Here is a 15,902-nt window from a genome sequence, read left to right on the forward strand (position 1 = left end):
TATAATTAGTGGGATGTATGTTGAAATGCGCATAAACCAGAGTAATTCCAAACTGCCACTGAGTTAAGGTAAGCCTCTGACGGATGTCACAGATTTTGAAAGGAGCTAGGAAGGCAGTCTAAGTTCGCGACGTCCTGTTGTACTGCCTGCATGACCTACATCATGTAGGCATCAAGCGCAATTCGAAATTTGGACACAATTACGCCAGGACGTAATTGATTAGATAAACGTATTGAAATTCCTCTAAAATGGGTATCTTTAGCTACCTATTATGCCGCCTGTCTCGACGTGCGTCAAGTTTACTCGATACATAAAATAATCCGTGTACAAAGCGTGTGGTTTATCTGTAAATAATTTGATTACTTTTTTTATCCTGTTTTAGTATTGGAGGTTGTATTTTGACGATAACGATAGCAATTCTAATCCCATTTTTGGCGGCAGTCCTCGTTCCGTTTGTCTATAAGAGGGTGCCAAGTCGAAATATTGGGTGGTTTGTCCTGCTTGTTCCCCTTGTACTATTCATTGTGCTCGCCCGCTTTATTCCTGCGGTTTCCGGTGGTGAAACCTATATACATACCATTAAGTGGATTGATTCTGCTGGCATTAATTTTACAACGTATCTTGACGGTCTAAGTATGATTTTTGGACTTTTGATTACAGGAGTAGGGAGTCTTGTTATCCTTTACTCTATATATTATTTGTCGGAACGAGAAGCATTAGGGCGCTTTTATGTTTATCTTTTGATGTTCATGGGTTCGATGCTTGGGGTTATCTTTTCGGATAACTTGATGGTGTTGTATGTTTTTTGGGAATTGACTAGTATTTCGTCCTTTCTATTAATTGCATTTTGGTATCATCGAAAAAAATCTCGTTACGGTGCGCAAAAGTCGATGCTCATTACGGTGTCGGGCGGGATAGCCATGCTTGCGGGTTTTATCATGTTGCATACGTTGACAGGCTCGTTTAGCGTCCGCGAGATTATCGCAACGATTGGTCAGTATACCGATGATAGTTTGTTCTTGCTAGCTATGTTGCTCGTTTTACTTGGTGCTTTTACGAAATCCGCTCAGTTCCCGTTCCATATTTGGCTACCGGATGCGATGGAAGCACCGACGCCGGTGAGTGCTTATTTACACTCAGCGACGATGGTTAAGGCGGGGATTTACCTTGTAGCACGTTTTACTCCTGTATTCGGTGGGGAAGCGGTTTGGTTTTATACGGTTAGTTGTGTGGGGATCTTTACGTTGTTCTGGGGTTCATTCAACGCTGTGCGGCAGACAGATCTGAAGGCGCTACTTGCTTATTCGACAATTAGTCAGCTGGGCTTGATCATGAGTCTCTTCGGTCTTGGCTCTGCTGCACTCAACGAAGGTTATAGTGCCGACTCAGTTATTTATACGCAGGCGACGTTTGCCGCATTGTTCCATCTTATTAACCACTCTACATTTAAGGGTGCGTTATTTATGGTTGTGGGGATTGTCGACCATGAATTGGGGACACGGGATATCCGGAGGCTCGGTGGGTTGATGTCCTTCATGCCTGTGACGTTTACGATTGCGCTAATTGGAAGCTTCTCGATGGCTGGTTTACCTCCATTCAACGGTTTTTTGAGTAAGGAAATGTTTTTTGAATCTGTATTGAATGTGCGAAATCTTGATATTTTTGCGATGGGGACGTGGGGAACTTTATTCCCTGTCGTTGCGTGGATTGCGAGCGTATTGACGTTTGTTTACAGCATGATTATTGTTTTCAAGACTTTTCTTGGTCAACATCAGCCAGCTCGGTTGGATAAAGTGCCGCATGAAGCGCCTGTGGGGATGCTGATTGCACCGTCTATTCTTGCTATTTTTGTCGTGGGGATTTTCTTTTTCCCGAACCTCGTTGGCAATTATATATTACGCCCAGCTATGGCGGCGGTCTATCCACCGTTTGAAGGGGTAGAAGGCTTAGTTCCGCATATTACTTATTGGCACGGTTTTAATTATATGCCTTTGTTGATGACGATTGGTGTTGTCATTGTGGGGGGAGCGCTCTATTTATTCCTCCGTTATTGGCGAAGTGTTTATGAGGTGGCACCGTTAAGTTGGACGCTCGATAGTCTTTATAATGGCATTTTGGTACAGGCAGAAAAAGGTTCGTCTCGTCTAACAGGCTTTTACATGACGGGCTATTTGAGGGATTACCTCGTTTATATTTTCACGTTCTTCATCTTTGCTGTTGGTGGTAGCATGTTCCTGACAGGTACTTATTTGTTTGATTTGTCGGGTGATGCCTCCATTACGATTAATGAGTACATTATTGTATTTGTGATGATGGGAGCCGGAATTGCGATTATTTTTGCGAAATCTCGTATGACTGCAATGATATTGAATGGAGTTCTTGGTTATTCTATCGCCCTTTTCTTTGTTGTGTTTCGTGCACCTGATCTTGCACTGACGCAAATTATTGTTGAAACGGTTACGACCGCATTATTTCTTCTTTGTTTCCGATTTCTGCCGGAATGGAAGAAAGAGAAATCAGCTCTATCTACAAAGATTGTCAATGCAAGTATTGCTATTTCGGTAGGGGCTATTGTTACAATACTTGCCTTAACTGTGCAAGGAAATAAAATGTTCGAGTCTATTTCGGTTTATTTTGAAGATTCTTATGAACTAGCAGGCGGGAAAAACATCGTCAATACGATATTAGGTGATTTCCGTGCATTTGATACGATGCTTGAGGTTGTCGTGCTTTTCATTGCTGGAATTGGTGTATTTACGCTAATCAAGCTGAAGGCGTGGAAGGGGGGGAAGGACGTTGAAAATCAATGATGTCATTTTAGAAACAGTGACAAGGATTGTTGTATTCATCATTTTGACGTTCGGGGTGGAGCTGTTCTTATCGGGGCACAACAATCCCGGAGGCGGTTTCATCGGCGGCCTGGTCCTTTCTTCTGCGTTTGTCTTGCTTTATTTAGTATATGATATCGAAACAGTTCAACAAGGGATTCCATTTGACTATAAGAAGATTGCGGCATTCGGTGTGTTGCTGGCAGTTGGTACGGGGGTCGCGGCGACGGTGTTCGGTGCCCAGTTTTTGACGCAAACAGCCAATCACTTCAATTTACCGGTGTTTGGAGATACGGAGCTGTCCACAGTTATCTTGTTTGAGGCTGGAGTGGCACTGACTGTCGTTGGTGTTGTTGTGACGATTATTTTAAGTATTAGTGAGGATGTGTAGCGAATGGAAACGTTAATAACGATACTTGTTGGAGTGCTAGTTACCGTTGCGGTCTATTTGCTGCTGTCTCGTAACTTGGTTCGGGTCATTTTGGGATCTGCTATCCTATCTCACGCGGTCCATTTGCTGTTGATGACGATGGGCGGATTGAAGAAGGGGAATGTTCCAATAATCGGGGAAGAGACAGGGAACTTTACGGATGCCCTGCCACAGGCCTTAATTTTGACGGCGATTGTTATTAGTTTTGCGGTTACAGCATTTTTGCTTGTTCTAGCTTATCGTACATATAAGGAAACTGGGTCGGATGATCTCAGTGCATTGAGAGGTACTGAAGATGAATAATATGATTGTTTTGCCAATGGTTATCCCAATTTTAACAGGGGTCGTTCTGATATTTCTTAGATCTTATGTGAAGATTCAACGCGTTTTGAGTATCCTCTCTATTGTTGCGACCATAGGGATTAGTATTTATATTTTGAATCGCATTCAGGTAGATGGTATTTTACGCCTTGATTTCGGTGGTTGGCTACCTCCTTACGGTATTTTATTTGTAGCCGATTCGTTTGCTATGTTACTCGTTGTGACGACTGCGATTATAACGGGGATTTTATTATTTTATGCATTTTCTTCAGTGGGGAAATCATTTGAAAATATGTTTTTCTATCCGTTTGTCTTTTTCCTCATTGCAGGTGTGAATGGTTCATTTTTAACGGGAGATTTATTTAACCTATTTGTTTGTTTTGAAGTGATGCTGTTGTCCTCTTATGTGCTAATTACGCTTGGCGGCAGAAAGGTTCAGCTCGTGGAATCAATTAAGTATGTATCGATCAATGTGTTGTCGTCATGGTTTTTCCTTGTAGCGATTGCGTATTTATATGGTACGGTTGGGACGCTGAATATGGCGCACTTGTCGGTACGCATTGCGGAAGTGGGACAGGGACCGCTATTGACAGTGATTAGTATTATCTTTTTAATCGTTTTTAGTTTGAAGGCAGGTCTATTGTTGTATTTCTGGCTACCGGGCTCATATAGTGCGCCACCGACTGTCGTTGCGGCTTTGTTTGGTGCGTTGCTGACGAAGGTTGGAATTTATGCGATGTTCCGTATGTTTACGCTTATTTTTTATCATGAGCCAGGTATTACCCATAAGATGATTGGTGTAATGGCGGCAGTGACGTTGATTGGTGGCAGTATTGGTGCCATTGCTCATAACGATATACGGCAAATCGTGTCATATAACGTAGTCATTGCGGTTGGATTTATTCTTGTGGGGCTTGCTGTTTCAACGGAAGTGGCGATTCAAGGATCCATTTATTATTTAATTCATGACATGATTATTAAAGCGTTGTTGTTCTTGTTAGCCGGAACAATGATTTATTTGACGGGTACGGCAAGAATTGAGCAGATGAGTGGGCTCATACGTAACTATCCTATTTTGGGATGGCTATTTTTCATCACGATGTTGTCACTTGCTGGGATTCCGCCGTTGAGTGGGTTCATTGGTAAAGTGTATGTGGGGCAAGGGACGATTGAGGCGGGGGCATTTGTATTGCTTGCCATTGCGTTCATATCTAGTATTTTTGTCTTGTACTCGTTATTACGGATCTTCATGAATTGTTTTTGGGGAGAGACGATTATTAATGAGGATGATGATGTACCGTTGAAAAAGGGCATTCTCATTCCTTGTGTTATGCTCGGTGTTTTGACGGTTGCGCTCGGACTAGGGGCAGAGGGAATTGCTGTGTATGTCAGTGATGCTGCTCATACACTGATGAACCCAGAAATCTATATTAAGGCAGTTCTCCAGGATGAATAGGAAGAAGAGGTGAGGGATGATGCCAGCTCAGTTATTATTGAACTTGTTCATCGCATTTTTGTGGATGACGTTGATGGATGAAGATGAACTACGATTCACGACTTTCTTTGCCGGCTTCCTTGTTGGAATTGGCATCATCTTTTTCATGCATCGATTTTTTGGCACGCAATTTTACTTGCGTAGGCTGTATGCGACGATTAAGTTACTTTTTATTTTCATATCGGAGCTGACACAATCAAGTATTATTGTGTTAAGACAAATTTTAAGTCCAAGGCTGAAAATTAAACCAGGTATTTTTAAATATGAAACGGTGCTGAAAAGTGATGTGGAAGTGACGATGCTTTCTCTACTGTTAACGCTGACGCCAGGATCAGTCGTTATGGAAGTATCGCCTGAGGGGAATGTACTTTACATTCATGCGATGGATGTAGAGCAGTCGAAGGATGCGCTATTAAGTCAGCTAGGCAATTTTGAAAAGGCAATTATGGAGGTGACCCGCTGATGATTGAAACGATGCTAACGATTGCACTGGTGTTATTTTCGGCGACAATCGCGATTGCTGTCATTCGGATTATCCTCGGGCCGTCGATGCCTGACCGGGTCATTGCACTTGACATGATTGGTGTGAACTTGATTGCGACGATTGCAGTAGTGTCTATTATGCTGAATACGAAAGCTTTTTTGGAAGTTATTTTGATATTAGGTATTCTATCGTTTATTGGTACAATTGCCTTCTCCAAATTTATCGAGAGGGGTGTTATCGTTGAGCGTAAACGAGATCGGTGAGTTTATAGGTGCATTGCTTATTTTGACAGGCGGGATTGCGAGTGTTATCAGTGTTTTCGGGCTGATTCGTTTGCCGGATGTTTATACGAGATCTCATGCAGCGACGAAAAGTTCGACGTTAGCGGTGTTGTTGACCTTATCAGGAACGTTTTTATATTTTTGGTTTAGTGAACAATTTATCAGTGTCCGAGTATTGCTGGGGATTGTCTTCGTGTTTTTGACAGCTCCCGTTGCCGGACATTTGATTATTCGGGCGGCATATCGGTCGAAAGTGAAGTTGGCGGATATTTCGGTGGAAGATGCGCTGTACGAAGTGTTGCATAAGGAAGAAAACGTGGAAGAGGACGAGACTGGCCGCTGATGGCTAGCTCGTCCTTTTTTTAGCGCTGTTAGGATTGGGAGAAACGTTGCCAGCTTTCGTGTTAGTGTAGTCTAGTTTGTTGAAAATGTTATGTGCTCACAGGACTATTAGGAGAAGAAGGTATTTAACGGAAATAGTAGAATAATATATTAAGGAAAGAATGGGAGGGTGCATGAATGGGGAAGAACGGAAGACGTATGGGGAAATGGTTGAAAATTTTGTTATCTCTGTTTGGTGTTTTAGTAGTTGTGGCTATAGTGGCGCTGGTAGTAGTCAATACATATATAGGAAAGTCTAAGCCTTTTATTGAAGGGGAAATCGTTGCGGAATTTCTAGAGAAGAATGTCACGGTTGAGCGGGATACGTTTGGGGTACCGCATATAACGGCGGAGTCGGATGCAGATTTGTACCGTGTGCAAGGGTATGTGCAGGCACAGGATCGTTTATTCCAAATGGATATGGCGCGTAGGCAGGCGAGTGGACGATTGTCTGAAGTTGTTGGGGAAGCTGCGGTAGGAACAGATAAGAAGTTCCGTACCTTTAGTTTACGCGCAGCCGCTGAAGCGTCCTACGGCGGCTATGGGGAAGAGGCCAAGAAGGTGCTCGATTGGTATGCGGAAGGTGTCAATGCCTTTATCGCAAAGGCGCAGTGGGATGACAAGCTGCCATATGAGTTTAAGATTCTTGGTTATCAGCCAGAACGGTGGACTGCGGTTGATTCATTAACGATTGGGAAGTTCATGGCATATGACCTTGGGGGAAACTGGGATAGTTTAGCGGTTCGTCACTGGGCATTGAATAATTTCCCGGAAGACAAGGCGCGGGAGTTGTTCATAACTTATCCTGACAATGCACCGTCAATAATCGAAGCGAATATTGCCAATCCAGTTACGGTTGCTGGACGATTTGATCCGGGTCTTGAGCCGCCGGAATTCAATGGCAGTAATAACTGGGTCGTATCGGGTGATAAAACAGCATCTGGGTTGCCGTTGTTAGCAGATGATCCGCATCTTGGACTCGATACACCATCGATTTGGTATCAGATGCATTTGAAGTCACCAGAGCAAAATGTTGGTGGTGTTATTTTTGCGGGTGTTCCGGGGATTATTCTTGGACATAACGAGGATGTTGCATGGGGCGTGACCAATGTTGGACCTGATGTGCAGGATCTTTATATTGAAATACCGAAACCTGATGATTCAACACAATTTTTATATGATGGGCAGTGGGAGCAGGCTGAAGTGCGGGATGAAACGATTTCCGTGAAAGATGGGGAAGATATACCGTTTGAAGTTGTGATCACAAGACATGGACCGATTATTTCAGACATTTTGTATAAGGAAGAGGATCCGGGTGCGCTGTTTTCAATGCAGTGGACAGCGTTGGAACCGACGAGAGAATTGGAAGCTATCCTGAATATGAACAGGGCGAAGGATTGGGAAGGGTTTGAAAAGGCGTTGGAAGATTTCAATGCGCCTGCACAAAACTTTGTTTTTGCGGGAAAAGATGGCACGATTGCCTATAAAGCAAATGGTCGTATTCCGATTCGGAAAAAAGGGGATGCGCAGTTGCCTGTTCCTGGAGACTCATCTGATTACGGCTGGACGGGTTATGTGCCATATGATGAATTGCCGCGTGTTGTGAATCCGGAGGAAGGGTTTATTGCGACAGCGAATAATGAAGTCATTGATGACTCCTATCCTTATCATATTACAAAAATGTGGGCGCAGCCTTATCGTTATGAACGAATAGCGGAAGTGCTACGTGAAAGGGACGACTTTACACCGGAAGATATGATGCAATTGCAAATGGATCAGAAAAATATGTATGCAGGTGAATTTTTGAACGACTTGCTTGGTTCGATTGAAGCGCAAGATGAAGGTGAGAAGTATAAGGAAGTTGTGTCGATGCTTCGCGAGTGGGATCAACTCGATTCCGTAGATGCAGCAGCTCCACTTGTTTTTCATAAGCTGATGAAACAATTACCGATTGTCATGTTTAGTGAAGAGATGCCAGAAGACGTCTATAAGCTGTTACCAGGGAAAGGTTCGATTACAGACCAACTATTGCGTGCTGCGTATGCGGGTGAACCTGGAGCATGGATAGAGCAGTATGGCGGTGTTGATAAGTGGGTGTTTGATTCCTTTGAACAGTCCGTGGGGGATATCGAGGAGCAGTTTGGTAAGAAAGTAGCGAGCTGGAAGTGGGGAGATTTCCATCAGGTAGAGTTCCCACATGCGCTATCAGGGGCTTCGCCAATCTTTGAGTATTTCTTGAATCCGAAAAAACAAGCGATTGGTGGATCGAATGTGACGGTTCAGGCAGCTGCCTTCCAAGAGGATGGCACAGTGGATCATGGTGCGCCTTGGCGATTTGTTGCCGATCTCTCGGATTTGTCGACAGCGTATCACATTTTAGGACCGGGCCAGAGCGGTCATATGAAATCGCAATGGTTCCATAACCAAGTGGATGATTGGGTGCAGGGAAATTATCGTGAAACGGTGTTGGATGGAGACATTAAAGAGAGCTCGACTTTGCTATTGAAGGCAGAACGTTAAGAACACATATTGATAGAGGGAGGTTCTATCCATGTTGCTGATCATATTTATGCTAATTGTAATTTCGTTTTTATCAACGATTAGCTATCAACTAAAATTGATCGTAAAACATCTTGATATTAAAGAAAAAGAGACAGTTACAGTTACTGTTAGTAATGAAGAAATTGAAAAGGAATTAGAAGATGAATGGTCAAAATAAAAATAAGCCCTTCCCGTATATAACGCGGGAATGGGCTTGTTTTTATTTAACAATCAACACCGGCGCTGTTACACGCTTGGCAACTTTATGGCTGACGCTACCGAGCACCATTTCTTGAAAAGCATTTAAGCCACGGCTGCCGACGATGACGAGGTCGAAGTTGTTGCTGTTGGCGAAAATGACAATTGTCGGTCCAGGATCCCCGTGTTTAATGAAGAGCTCATAGGTGACGTTACGCTGTTTGAACACTTCTTCAATAGGTGCTAGCTGCTTTTGTCGATCAATATGAAGGTCGTCGCTTCCTGCATTATGAAGAACATCAGAACGCGTTCGATCATAGTCAAGTATGTACAGAATGTTGACAACCGCCCCTGGATTGAGAGAGACGAGGTAGGCGGCGTGCTCTGCTGCACGTTTAGAGTTATCTGATCCATCGACTGCGATAAGTATTCTCTTATACATATAAACTCCTCCTCAACTTTCTCTATGTAATGCTATTGTGAAATATTCTGCATGACTTTGTCGAAAACCTTCTTTTTGTCCATAATTTTGTTGGAATTTGAAAATCCATGACATCGGCCGGAGGCTTTATCTGAATTCAAATAGGTATTTAAATTCAGATAATCATTCAAATGCCTATTTGATTAGCCTTGTAACTTGATAAGAATTCACATATACTAAAATCAATCAAACCAATATTTGAATGAGGTGTGGATATGACGAAGGAAATATGTGAAATAACGGTTGTCCATGAAGAAGTTGTGGAACGGGTACAACAAGCATTACCTAATATGGAGGCAGCTGTTCAACTATTCAAAGCACTTGCGGATGAAACAAGATTGAAAATCGCCTATTCACTAACTTTAGAGGAAGAAATGTGCGTCTGTGACGTTGCGGCGGTCATCGGCTCCTCCGTTGCGACTGCTTCGCATCATTTGCGTTACTTGCGTGAAAATGCACTAGCAAAATCACAGCGTAAAGGAAAAATGGTCTATTATTCACTTGCGGACGATCATATCCATCAGCTTGTGAAAGTGGCGTATGAACATACGACGGAAGGTGATGACCATGGCGACAGTTGAAAAAACAGAGTATCGGCTAGAGAATTTGACATGTGCGAGCTGTGCGATGAAATTTGAAAATAACGTCAAAAAACTACCTGCTGTTGAGGAGGCGCAAGTGAACTTTGGTGCATCCAAATTATCGTTTAGCGGTAGTGCGACGCTTGAAGATCTGGAGGCAGCCGGTGCTTTTGATGGCATTAAAGTGGTCCCACTTCAAACGAAGCGTGTCGAGGCTAAAATTCCTTTCTTGAAGCGCCAAGAAAATATCGTGACGATTTTATCTTTGCTATTTTTAATCGCTGGGATGATTGTGTCATTCCGCTATGCTGAAACGCATCCCTTAGCGATCGTCCTTTTTGCAATAGCCATTGTGGTAGGTGGAACGGGCATATTTAAAACAGGGCTTAAAAATCTTGTTCGCTTCGAGTTTGACATGAAAACGCTTATGACAATTGCTATTATTGGAGCGGCTATCATCGGTGAATGGCGAGAGGGCGCGGTTGTTGTCTTCCTTTTCGCGGTGAGCGAGGCACTGGAGGCTTATTCGATGAATAAAGCCCGCCAGTCTATCCGCCAGCTAATGGATATTGCTCCGCCTACGGCGATTGTGAAACGTGGTGGTGAACAGCTAGAACTTGCAACGGAGGATATTGTCATTGGCGATATTTTGTTAGTAAAGCCGGGACAAAAAATAGCTATGGATGGTAAGGTTTTGACAGGCTTCTCGACGGTCAATCAAGCGGCGATTACAGGTGAATCTGTGCCAGTTCTTAAAACTACTGATGATGAAGTATTTGCAGGCACCCTGAATGAGGAAGGTGCGCTAGAAGTGGCGGTAACGAAACTTGTTGGCGATACAACGATTGCGAAAATTATCCACCTCGTCGAAGAGGCGCAAGCGGAAAAAGCACCGTCACAGAAATTTGTCGACAAATTTGCAAAATATTATACACCTGCAATTATCGTGTTAGCGATTCTTATAGCTGTTGTTCCACCGCTGTTTGGTGGTGATTGGAACACATGGATCTATCAAGGTCTCGCGGTGCTCGTCGTTGGTTGTCCATGCGCGCTCGTCGTATCTACACCTGTTGCCATTGTCACGGCAATCGGCAATGCGGCACGTCAAGGCGTCTTGATTAAAGGAGGCGTCCACCTCGAGGAAACAGGGCGTCTGAATGCCATTGCTTTCGATAAAACGGGTACATTGACGAAAGGCTATCCAGAAGTGACAGATTTTATGGTCAATGAAGGGGTTGCTAAAGATCAGTTATTGAGTATGATTGCAGCAGTGGAATCGATGTCTCAGCATCCGTTGGCCAAAGCAATTGTCAATTATGCCCGCAGCAATGGGGCGGAAACTGTGGCAGTGACAAATTTCCAATCGGTAACAGGCAAAGGCGCCTATGCAGAAATAAGTGGCGTGATAACCTATATCGGCAGTATTGGCTGGGCACAGGAGCTTTCTTCAATACCGGAGTCGATGTTGCGACAAGCAGCTACGTTGCAGCGTGAAGGCAAGTCTGTCATGGCGATTGTCACAGGCACGGCCTTTAGTGGTTTATTAGCGGTAGCAGATCCAATACGTTTGGAAAGTCAGGCTGTTTTGGAGCAATTGAAGGCAATTGGTATTCGTCACACGGTGATGTTGACTGGCGATCACCAGACAACTGCACAGGCGATTGCTGACAAGTTAGGCGTTGAGGATGTACGTGCGGGTCTTATGCCAGAAGACAAGCTGACGGCTATTAAACAATTGAGTGAGCAATATGGTCGCGTTGCGATGGTGGGTGATGGCATTAACGATGCGCCGGCGTTAGCTGCAGCCTCTATTGGAATTGCGATGGGTGGAGCAGGAACAGATGCGGCATTAGAAACAGCGGATATCGCACTCATGGCCGATGATTTAGGAAAACTACCTTATACAATGAAATTAAGTAGAAAAACATTGCGTATTATCAAGGAAAATATTATGTTTGCATTAGGGTTAAAAATTGTAGCATTACTTCTTATCATTCCGGGATGGCTAACCTTATGGATTGCCATTTTCGCGGATATGGGTGCAACGCTACTAGTCGTACTGAATTCATTACGATTATTGCGCATTCATAAATAACGAGTAGGCTGTACGGAGGTAAATATTAATGCGGTTACAAGAGTGGACAATGGAAGAGCAGGAGCAGCTTATCCATTTTATGACGACGAACACATGGCCTTTTCATGGAAACTCCCATCCAGGACGTGAACTAATTGAAAAGGCAATTGAAGAAGGCGGCTATGAGTCAGATGAAGTGAAGACATTTTGGGTGGAAAATGACAAAATGGATAAAGTAGGGATTGTCAAAATTCATGATTTACAAGATGAAATCCCGTTGTTTGATCTGCGCATTGCAGATATGTCGAGAGGGTATGGCTATGGCCCGAAAGCACTTCGTCTTGTTGCAGAATATGTCTTTGGCTTACAAGGTAAGAAAATCCGATTAGAAGGTCATACAAGGCAGGATAATCTTGCGATGCGGAAAACATTTGAACGTGCTGGCTTTGTCAAAGAAGCCCATTTGCGAAACGCATGGTTCTCGCCAAAAGAGAATTCTTATTATGATGCGGTTACTTATGGGATAACACGGGAAGACTTTGATGCTGGCACAACGACGCCTGTCGTCTGGGAAGATGGAGAAAAGGCGTCGACACTACCGAGAATTCCAGATTTCACAGAGTCATTTGAATCGGAACGATTAATTATTCGAGCACCTAAAATTGGCGATGCCCTGGATGTTTGGAGCGCGAAACGGAATTCAATACCTGCATTACGTGAGTGGATGGTGTGGGCGCAAGAGGAACCCGAGTTACATGAGACAGAGGAGAACTTGCGCAAAGCAGTTGCTGATTTCATTACCCGCCAAGATTTACGATTCCATCTTTATAGTAAAGAGACTGGGGAATTCATTGGCGCGTCAGGACTCCATAGAATCGATTGGTCCATTCCAAAATTCGAAATTGGTTATTGGCTTGCGACAGAATTTGAAGGTAACGGTTATATAACGGAAGCTGTTCAACGAATTGAGCGGTTTGCTTTTGAGCAACTAGGGGCACGTAGGGTAGAAATTCGATGTGATGAAGAAAATGGGAAAAGTCGCAGTGTTGCAGAGCGTGCAGGCTTCATCCTAGAAGGGATTTTGCAACAAGATTCCTTATCACCTGATGGAAATGTTTTACGAAACACCTGTATCTATGCGAAAATAGACTAAGCGAAGCAAAATGTGATGATAGTAGCCTAACCAAGACATCCTGTATGCCCTTGCTGGAGCTAGGCAATAAAAAAGGGATGCCGACTTTAAGTCGACATCCCTTTCGTTACAAAGATCGTTTTCCGGTTATGAGTTGGAAGACAAAGATGATCCCCGCTATAACGAGGAGGATATGGATTAATCCTCCACCGATTTTGAATGCAAGCCCTAATAACCAAAACACAAAAAGTACTGAAATAATGAACCAAATAATACGTCCCATAGCATTCGCTCCTTTACTCTGTCTAATCCATATTTACCCTGTGAAAAGAATGCTTAAACATTTCGTGGTGTGGAGGGGAGTAATTGGGGGAGCTACTACATACTGGAGGTGGTACGGTTGGCAACACCAGGTATGGAAGATTATCTTGAACAGATTTATTTGCATATCGAGGCGAAAGGCACTGCGCGAGTGTCGGATATTGCGGAATCACTTGAGGTTCTTCCTTCTTCCGTTACAAAAATGGCACAGCGACTCAATCGCGAGGGATACATCGTCTACGAGCGTTATAAGGGGCTTGAGTTGACGGACAAAGGTTTAGTATTCGGAAAGAAGCTTGTAAGGCGTCACGAGCTTCTTGAACAGTTTCTTCGCATCATTGGGGTGGATGAAGAGAATATTTACGGTGATGTGGAAGGAATTGAACATCATCTTAGCTGGAACGCAATGGATCGGATAACGGACCTAGTCGAAGCAATGGGGCAAGACAAAGAATTTGTTAGGAAATTACGGGTAATGGATCATAAGGAAGAGGTAGATGAATAGTGGAAGAACTTAAATCGGGCTACACAGCCGACTTGGACGTATTAGAGCGGGATGGCTCGCGCTGGATTTTGGATGGCAATGGTGACGATATTATGATGAATGCATCCGATGCAAACGATACGATTCAAGTAGGAGATACGGTTCATGTTTTCCTGTATACGAATCGCAGAGGTGAACTGACGGCGACGATGCAAATGCCATTAATGACAGCTGGAACGTATGGCTGGGCGCGTGTTATTCGTGTGGATGATAAAGAAGGTGTCTATGTTGATATTGGTTCTTCCTTTGAAGTACTTGTCAACCGGACGGATATGCCTAGGGTGCGTTCGCTTTGGCCAAAGGTAGACGACGCATTGTATATGACGTTGCGAATGGATTTAGGCGGCAATATTTTCGGTCGACTTGCAACGGAGGAACGTGTGCTGGAGCAAATTAACGAAGCATCATCGGCCTCTTTAAATATGAATGTTAAAGCAAGAGCATATCGCTTATTGCCAGTTGGCTCCTTCATGCTGAGCATTCCGGGAAATCACCGCATTTTTATCCATAATACAGAGCAGGAGAGTGAACCGCGTCTTGGTCAAGAAGTGGATGTGCGTATCATTGCTGTCCATGAGGATGGAACATTGAACGGCTCCATGCTACCGCGGAAAGAAGAGCGACTAGGCGATGATGCTGACATTATCTTGCGCTATTTGGATGAAGTTGGGGGAAGAATGCCCTTCACTGACAAATCTTCGCCGGCTGAAATTAAGGAAATGTTCTCTATTAGTAAAGCATCGTTCAAACGTGCCCTTGGGAAGTTGATGAAAGAAGGCAGAGTTGAACAAAGTGATGGATGGACAACACTGAAATAATATAAGAAGTAGGAACTTTTCTGACTCCGAATCGTACTAATTTGTATAACAAGGAGGAATGTGTGTGAAACGTTTTATTACTAGGATTTTGGTGGCTGTACTGGCAGTTAGTATTTTAGCACCTGGGCTCGTCCGTGCAGACGACGCTGTTATTGACGAAAAGTTAGGGGTGCCAATCGTTGTTTATGGTGCTAACCTATCCGATGCTGAAAAAGAAAGCGTGAAGGTAAGCTTAGGTGTTGCTAAAGAGGCAGAAGTAGAAGAGATTACGGTCGACGGCAGTGATCTCGTAAAATATATTAAAGATGGCGACAGTAAAGCGAGGATGTATTCATCGGCTAAAATTACAAGACGAGATGCAGGTAAAGGACTTGTGATTTCGATTGTGACTGAGGACAATATTACACAAGTGACGCCTGATATGTATGCGAATGCGATGCTGACAGCCGGAATTGAGGATGCGATTGTAGAGGTTGCGTCACCCAAAAAAGTGACGGGTCATTCCGCATTAGTCGGCATTTACAAAGCCTATGAGGTATCGGGTGAAACACTCGATACAGAACGGACGGATGTTGCCAATGATGAGTTAAATCTTGCCACGAAATTTGCGCAAGAAGTCGGAGTCGACAGTGACAAAGTATCCGAGCTGTTAACGGAAATTAAAAAACAAATTGCAGAGAAAAACCCTGCGACGAAAGAAGAAGTAGAGAAAATTGTTGTCGAGCAACTGAAAAAGCTTAATATCGAGTTAAGCGCAGCAGACCGCCAATTACTTATCGATCTAATGGATCGAATTAGTAAATTGGATATCGATTTCAACAAGCTATCCGAACAACTAAACGATATGGCGTCCAAAATTAAAGAGAAGCTTGGCGATATTGACCCAGGCTTTTGGGAAAGTGTAAAAAATTTCTTCGCTAGTATTTTTGATTCTATTCAATCGTGGTTTAAATAAGCTACTGCGATTAAAAACATGATCTCAGGAAAAGGGG

Annotated in this window: 17 protein-coding genes; 15 read left to right on the forward strand and 2 right to left on the reverse strand. The window is 43.6% G+C overall.

The features are described 5' to 3' along the window. The first annotated feature begins 395 nt into the window (after positions 1-395). The 9 genes from N1I80_RS02085 to N1I80_RS02125 all read left to right on the forward strand — a co-directional run bounded on the left by N1I80_RS02085 (position 396) and on the right by N1I80_RS02125 (position 8,939). Positions 396-2,810: a Na+/H+ antiporter subunit A gene (locus N1I80_RS02085; RefSeq protein WP_340739947.1), complete on the forward strand. Its 2,415-nt coding sequence runs from the start codon at positions 396-398 to the stop codon at positions 2,808-2,810. After that, positions 2,797-3,219 (forward strand): Na(+)/H(+) antiporter subunit B, encoded by a 423-nt coding sequence (locus tag N1I80_RS02090; protein WP_340736319.1) that lies wholly within the window; start codon positions 2,797-2,799, stop codon positions 3,217-3,219. The genes N1I80_RS02085 and N1I80_RS02090 overlap by 14 nt, the downstream gene beginning before the upstream one ends. Positions 3,220-3,222: 3 nt before the next feature. Further along, a complete protein-coding gene (locus N1I80_RS02095; protein WP_340736320.1) occupies positions 3,223-3,561 on the forward strand; it encodes a Na(+)/H(+) antiporter subunit C in 339 nt (112 codons plus the stop codon). After that, complete coding sequence (locus N1I80_RS02100) at positions 3,554-5,035, forward strand: Na+/H+ antiporter subunit D (RefSeq protein WP_340736321.1); 1,482 nt, start codon at positions 3,554-3,556, stop codon at positions 5,033-5,035. The genes N1I80_RS02095 and N1I80_RS02100 overlap by 8 nt, the downstream gene beginning before the upstream one ends. Positions 5,036-5,054: 19 nt before the next feature. Then, positions 5,055-5,537: a Na+/H+ antiporter subunit E gene (locus N1I80_RS02105; protein ID WP_340736322.1), complete on the forward strand. Its 483-nt coding sequence runs from the start codon at positions 5,055-5,057 to the stop codon at positions 5,535-5,537. Beyond that, positions 5,537-5,821, forward strand: a complete 285-nt coding sequence (locus N1I80_RS02110; RefSeq protein WP_340736323.1) for a Na(+)/H(+) antiporter subunit F1 — start codon at positions 5,537-5,539, stop codon at positions 5,819-5,821. The genes N1I80_RS02105 and N1I80_RS02110 overlap by 1 nt, the downstream gene beginning before the upstream one ends. Continuing rightward, positions 5,799-6,182, forward strand: coding sequence for a Na+/H+ antiporter subunit G (locus N1I80_RS02115; RefSeq protein ID WP_340736324.1), 384 nt, complete (start codon positions 5,799-5,801; stop codon positions 6,180-6,182). The genes N1I80_RS02110 and N1I80_RS02115 overlap by 23 nt, the downstream gene beginning before the upstream one ends. A 176-nt stretch (positions 6,183-6,358) precedes the next feature. Then, positions 6,359-8,740: a penicillin acylase family protein gene (locus N1I80_RS02120; protein WP_340736325.1), complete on the forward strand. Its 2,382-nt coding sequence runs from the start codon at positions 6,359-6,361 to the stop codon at positions 8,738-8,740. Between the two features lie 31 nt (positions 8,741-8,771). Further along, a complete protein-coding gene (locus N1I80_RS02125; RefSeq protein WP_340736326.1) occupies positions 8,772-8,939 on the forward strand; it encodes a hypothetical protein in 168 nt (55 codons plus the stop codon). A gap of 42 nt (positions 8,940-8,981) precedes the next feature. Here the strand turns inward: N1I80_RS02125 and N1I80_RS02130 are convergent, their stop codons facing one another. Further along, the gene (locus N1I80_RS02130; protein WP_340736327.1) at positions 8,982-9,401 is read right to left on the reverse strand and encodes a universal stress protein; all 420 of its coding nucleotides are present in this window, start codon (positions 9,399-9,401) and stop codon (positions 8,982-8,984) included. 254 nt (positions 9,402-9,655) lie between these two features. Between N1I80_RS02130 and N1I80_RS02135 the strand changes: the two genes are divergently transcribed. The 3 genes from N1I80_RS02135 to N1I80_RS02145 are packed head-to-tail and all read left to right on the forward strand — an operon-like array spanning position 9,656 to position 13,248. Then, complete coding sequence (locus N1I80_RS02135; RefSeq protein ID WP_340736328.1) at positions 9,656-10,021, forward strand: ArsR/SmtB family transcription factor; 366 nt, start codon at positions 9,656-9,658, stop codon at positions 10,019-10,021. Then, positions 10,008-12,116: a heavy metal translocating P-type ATPase gene (locus tag N1I80_RS02140; protein WP_340736329.1), complete on the forward strand. Its 2,109-nt coding sequence runs from the start codon at positions 10,008-10,010 to the stop codon at positions 12,114-12,116. Before N1I80_RS02135 ends, N1I80_RS02140 begins: the two co-directional genes overlap by 14 nt. 28 nt (positions 12,117-12,144) lie before the next feature. Beyond that, entirely contained in the window at positions 12,145-13,248 is a 1,104-nt protein-coding gene (locus N1I80_RS02145; protein WP_340736330.1) for a GNAT family N-acetyltransferase, read from the forward strand. 106 nt (positions 13,249-13,354) lie between these two features. Here N1I80_RS02145 and N1I80_RS02150 read toward each other — a convergent pair whose 3' ends face one another. Beyond that, positions 13,355-13,510 (reverse strand): lmo0937 family membrane protein, encoded by a 156-nt coding sequence (locus tag N1I80_RS02150; RefSeq protein WP_340736331.1) that lies wholly within the window; start codon positions 13,508-13,510, stop codon positions 13,355-13,357. A 117-nt stretch (positions 13,511-13,627) separates the two neighbouring features. Here N1I80_RS02150 and mntR point away from each other — a divergent pair, with 117 nt between their 5' ends. From mntR to N1I80_RS02165, 3 genes are all read left to right on the forward strand, one after another. After that, the gene (gene mntR, locus N1I80_RS02155; RefSeq protein ID WP_340736332.1) at positions 13,628-14,053 is read left to right on the forward strand and encodes a transcriptional regulator MntR; all 426 of its coding nucleotides are present in this window, start codon (positions 13,628-13,630) and stop codon (positions 14,051-14,053) included. Then, positions 14,053-14,910: a CvfB family protein gene (locus tag N1I80_RS02160; RefSeq protein WP_340736333.1), complete on the forward strand. Its 858-nt coding sequence runs from the start codon at positions 14,053-14,055 to the stop codon at positions 14,908-14,910. The genes mntR and N1I80_RS02160 overlap by 1 nt, the downstream gene beginning before the upstream one ends. Before the next feature lie 64 nt (positions 14,911-14,974). Then, on the forward strand, positions 14,975-15,865 hold the full coding sequence (locus N1I80_RS02165) for a DUF1002 domain-containing protein (protein ID WP_340736334.1): 891 nt from the start codon (positions 14,975-14,977) through the stop codon (positions 15,863-15,865). Positions 15,866-15,902 lie beyond the last annotated feature (37 nt).

It is taken from the genome of Sporosarcina sp. FSL K6-3457 (assembly GCF_038007285.1).
GTDB lineage: Bacteria > Bacillota > Bacilli > Bacillales_A > Planococcaceae > Sporosarcina.